Consider the following 4,359-nt stretch of genomic DNA (forward strand, 5'->3'; position numbering starts at 1 on the left):
CCCATACGTCCGCTTCGCTTTGCTCGCATCCGCACGGGAACCCTATGAGAACTCTAAACCTGACCTTGTTTCATTAATCCTGACTCTTTGCGGTGACATCTTTCTACAATCGGTCTGCCACCCTTGGTGGCTATTTGACCATCTTTTGTCCCACTTTTGACCAGCTTTTGACCCCTTTTTGTCCAGTTTTTGTCCATGATTCCTGACCTCTAAGAATTAAACCTGGCTTTGATTTTGAGCCCCTGAAACCCGTGCGTCGGCTTTACAGGTTGTTGTTACTTGCTGTTATTCTTCTTGAGTTCTTTTTCGTAAGCCTCATCTCTTAGTGAGTTATGGTAGTTGGGGTTCTCGAACGAGTAGCGGAAATCTGACGTGCCGTAGCAACCCTCGAGTATGCCAACAACGTCTTCAACAAAAACGAGCTCTTCGTCTGTCGGGATTACAAAGACTTTGACCCGCGAATCATCGGCAGATATGACAAATTCATGGTTGCGGCTTGTGGCTTCACGGTTTCGTTTCAAGTCGATTTTTACTCCAAGTTCTTCAAGCCCAGCACAGACTTCCTCGCGCATCTCCCAGCCTCGCTCGCCGACGCCTGCGGTAAAGACGATAGCATCGGTGTGGCCAAGAATTGCAAGATACGCACCTATGTACTTTTTGGCGCGGTGGCACTCAATCTTGAAGGCAAGCTCGGCCTGCTTGTCGCCCTGTTCCATCGCGGTGTGGATGTCGCGGCGGTCAACGTACTTCTCGCTAATGCCTAGGATGCCTGATTTCTTGTTAAGGATATCCACTACTTGTTTTGCTGTAAGTCCTTCTTTATTAGCTATATAATCAACAATAGCAGGGTCAAGATCGCCCGACCGGGTTCCCATTACGAGTCCTTCAAGGGGCGTGAAACCCATTGAATGGTCAAAGCTCTTGCCCTGTTTGATAGCGGTAAAGCTGACACCATTTCCGATATGACAAGTAACAAGATTCACATCTTCAGGTTTCTTTCCCAGCATAACAGACGCTCTTTTTGAGACATACAAATGCGAGGTGCCGTGGAATCCATAGCGCCGAACCTTATAATCTCGATACCAGGCATAAGGCACTGCATATATGTAAGATTCAGCCGGCATAGTCTGGTGGAAACTCGTATCCATAACTGCAATGTGAGGGATATTCGGCAGATGATGCATTGCCGCCTCTATGCCCAGAATATTCGGCGGGTTATGCAGAGGTGCGAGGTCTGCAATCTCGCGAAATGTAGCAAGCACCTCTGGCGTGATTCGGACTGATGAGGCAAAACGTTCGCCTCCGTGAACTACGCGGTGACCGCAGGCCTCGATTTCCTCAAGAGACTGAATTACACCCGTGTTGGGGTTAGTAAGTGTTTCAATCACGAAGCCTATGGCTTCCTTGTGAGTCGGGCACTCCCTCGATTCTTCGTAGGTGTCCTTGCCTGGAACCTGGTGCTTGATGAAGGAACCTGCAAGACCTACCCTTTCTATGAGTCCTGAAGCTAAAGGTCTTCGTTCGCCCCATTTGTAAAGCATGTATTTAACGGACGAAGATCCGCAGTTTAATACAAGGATCCGCATTTGTGATATCTCTCCTTTTCGTTAAATCCAAATACCTGCTGCTTGTGAAACTTGTTATATTCGCACCCCTCCGAAATGTCTGTCAAAGAATTACTGTTTTATGTCTAGCGGCATGGCAGTTTATGTTAATAGCCACCGGCATGGATGCAATGTGGCAAGGATGAGTCTCAATCATCACCGCAAGAGCCGTAACGCGGCCTCCGAGACCCATAGGTCCTACGCCTGTTTTGTTTATGGCATCAAGAATCTCCTGCTCGGCATCCGCATATCTCTTGTTGGGATTATGCGAACCAATATCTCTAAGCAGCGCTTTTTTAGCGAGATATGCTACGTGTTCAAAATTTCCGCCTATGCCTATTCCCACAATGACAGGAGGGCAGGGATTGCCGCCGGCTTGGTGAACCCAGTCAACTACGAATTTCTTTATGCCTTCAAGTCCTTCGGCGGGCTTCATCATCTTGACCGTGCTCATGTTTTCTGAGCCGCCGCCCTTGGGCGCTATCGTAAGCTTAATCTTATCGCCTGGTACGAGATCGAGATGAATGATTGCAGGGGTGTTATCCTTGGTGTTTACCCTTGCGCCTGCAGGATCATCCACTATCGACTTTCTAAGATATCCATCCGTATAACCTCTTCTGACTCCTTCGTTTATGGCATCCGTAAAATTCCCGCCGACAAGACATACGTCCTGGCCTAGCTCTACGAAAAGGACCGCGACCCCGGTGTCCTGGCAGATCGGCAGCTTCTCCTTGCAAGCTATATCTATATTTTCCGTGATTTGTGCGAGTATCTCTCTGCCTACGGGAGATTCCTCACTCTTAGCCGCATCAAGCAAATAACGCTTTACATCCTCGGGCAACACCGTATTGGCCTCAATGCAAAGCTGCCTAACTGGTTCAATTATGTCGGATACGTTAAATTCGCGCACCATGCCTCCTTGATTTGCTCAAGGGATAAATCATTTTATAATACTACGCCTTGCCAAAAAAATGTCAAGAAAAATGCACTCCGATCGAAGTCAGGATTGAAGAAATCAAGCCCAGAATTATGGTCAAAAGCTGGTCAAAAGATGGTCAGAAGATGGACAAAAGATGGTCAAATAGCCACCAAGGGATGGCAGACCGATTGTAGAAAGATGTCACCGCAAAGAGTCAGGATTAATGAAACAAGGTCAGGTTTAGAGTTTCATTTAAGGTGTCTCCGTAATGAGTTAGGCTTCGAGAAACAGGATGATGTTAAAAAGCCAAAAAAAGCGGAGCGCTATTGCGCTCCGCTTCACTTTATAGATCATCAGCCTATTCTTCAAGAATCTGATCTAGCATTGCACGAGGTATTTGAATGTCATAGGCGCCTGAATCGGAACAAATGAGGTCGCCGTTAATGTCCTCTTCAGTTTTAAAATAGTAGAAGTTGTCATCTTCTCCATTATAACCAACCATTTCATCAGGTTTGATAATTCTTGTCCCGACACGAAACAGGCAGCGAATACCACCTGTGCCATCGCATATGCAGTAAACATGAAGACCTTTGTGGCCCTTTACGACTTTGAGCTTTTCAACCGGTTCGCCAGCCGAAAATATGATTACTAAGCCTAGGAGCATCATAAGCCCAAAAGCTTTTTTCATTTTTCCTCCTTCTCTATTAAGTAGAGCTTTGACAATAGTGTTATCAAGAAACTCTGTCTCGCTCACTTAGTATGCCTTGTTATTGCGCATTGCTCAAGAAACTCCGTAAAACTAATTCCGTCACCTCCTTTCTGCTCATCGTAGCCGGGTGCCCACGAGTAACCTGCAATTAAAGTCTTTCCACCTTCGTTCAATGCTATTGCGGCAGGCGGTTCACCCAGATCCGTCAGTGCCAATGTTGAGTCAGGTATTGACACACACCGATTTACAAGAATCTGACTGGAGGGGATATTTCCATATAAAAAATCAAGATCAGGGGGCGCTGGGTAGCATATTACGCATGTTAAAGTCCAATCATTCAATGGCTTCAAACAACTTGCGAGGGTGTCAAGAAGAATGAGTCCTAAAGGATCACTTGGAGCGAGAAAAACAAACATATTCTTTCGCGCTCCGTCGCAGAACTGAAAAATACTATCAGGTGAGAGTGCGTAATTGCAGACAACCCTCACCGTTTTTCCATCTTCAGTATGAATAGTATCCACTTTATGGAGCTTATCAGGTGAACATTGGACGTGCGCATACGAATCTCCTGTCCCGCAACAACCGCTTTCACCAGAACAATCGCTTTCAGATTCCACATCAATCGCTTTTCGAATGTCTTCAACCTGATTTAAGGTAACTTTTCCATACGCTCTTTTTTCTTCAAAACGATAGACTGATATGATTGCATTGTTTGCAGTCAGTGAATCTGCAAAAAAAAGTTTTCCGTTTGATGCTCCTATAATCGGACCTGGGGCTTCAATCCGCTCGACGAATTTTTTGCTTTCCAGGTCATAGATGTCGATATAGTAAGGTTTTCCGTAAACCCTTCGGGGAACAATCAATAGAGTGTCACCAAGTACGGCGATACCATGTTCGTCAGTATAATCCCAGCTTTTAGCCCACTTGGTTATAGCTTGGATGCTTTGCCGTCTTACATCCTTCGGGAATGGACGGACTTTTTCGAATCCTGTATAACCCGAAGGCAAATCTCTGATGACTTTTTCTAACATACCGCTCTTGTTGAGAAGAAAGACTTCTGGCCCCATACTGACAATCGCAAAACCGCCTTTGTAAGAAGCAACACTTGAAGAAACAAACAAGCCAGC

Annotated in this window: 4 protein-coding genes; all 4 read right to left on the minus strand. The window is 46.0% G+C overall.

Going from position 1 to position 4,359, the window contains the following annotated elements; genetic code table 11:
- Positions 1-275: 275 nt before the first annotated feature.
- The 4 genes from GX441_02545 to GX441_02560 all read right to left on the minus strand — a co-directional run bounded on the left by GX441_02545 (position 276) and on the right by GX441_02560 (position 4,263).
- Complete coding sequence (locus GX441_02545; GenBank protein ID NLI97522.1) at positions 276-1,586, minus strand: acetate kinase; 1,311 nt, start codon at positions 1,584-1,586, stop codon at positions 276-278.
- Between the two features lie 82 nt (positions 1,587-1,668).
- Positions 1,669-2,517: a fumarate hydratase gene (locus GX441_02550; GenBank protein ID NLI97523.1), complete on the minus strand. Its 849-nt coding sequence runs from the start codon at positions 2,515-2,517 to the stop codon at positions 1,669-1,671.
- Between the two features lie 364 nt (positions 2,518-2,881).
- A complete protein-coding gene (locus tag GX441_02555) occupies positions 2,882-3,211 on the minus strand; it encodes a hypothetical protein (GenBank protein ID NLI97524.1) in 330 nt (109 codons plus the stop codon).
- Positions 3,212-3,273: 62 nt separating this feature from the next.
- On the minus strand, positions 3,274-4,263 hold the full coding sequence (locus GX441_02560; GenBank protein NLI97525.1) for a hypothetical protein: 990 nt from the start codon (positions 4,261-4,263) through the stop codon (positions 3,274-3,276).
- Positions 4,264-4,359: the final 96 nt, after the last annotated feature.

The organism is bacterium, assembly GCA_012517375.1.
In the GTDB taxonomy this organism is placed as follows: domain Bacteria; phylum Hydrothermota; class Tepidihabitantia; order B3-TA06; family B3-TA06; genus JAAYVC01.

Coding starts and splice junctions, on each gene's coding strand:
- GX441_02545 (NLI97522.1), bottom strand. CDS start 1,586: ATGCGGATCCTTGTATTAAACTGCGGATCTTCGTCCGTTAAATACATG.
- GX441_02555 (NLI97524.1), bottom strand. CDS start 3,211: ATGAAAAAAGCTTTTGGGCTTATGATGCTCCTAGGCTTAGTAATCATA.
- GX441_02560 (NLI97525.1), bottom strand. CDS start 4,263: ATGTTAGAAAAAGTCATCAGAGATTTGCCTTCGGGTTATACAGGATTC.
- GX441_02550 (NLI97523.1), bottom strand. CDS start 2,517: ATGGTGCGCGAATTTAACGTATCCGACATAATTGAACCAGTTAGGCAG.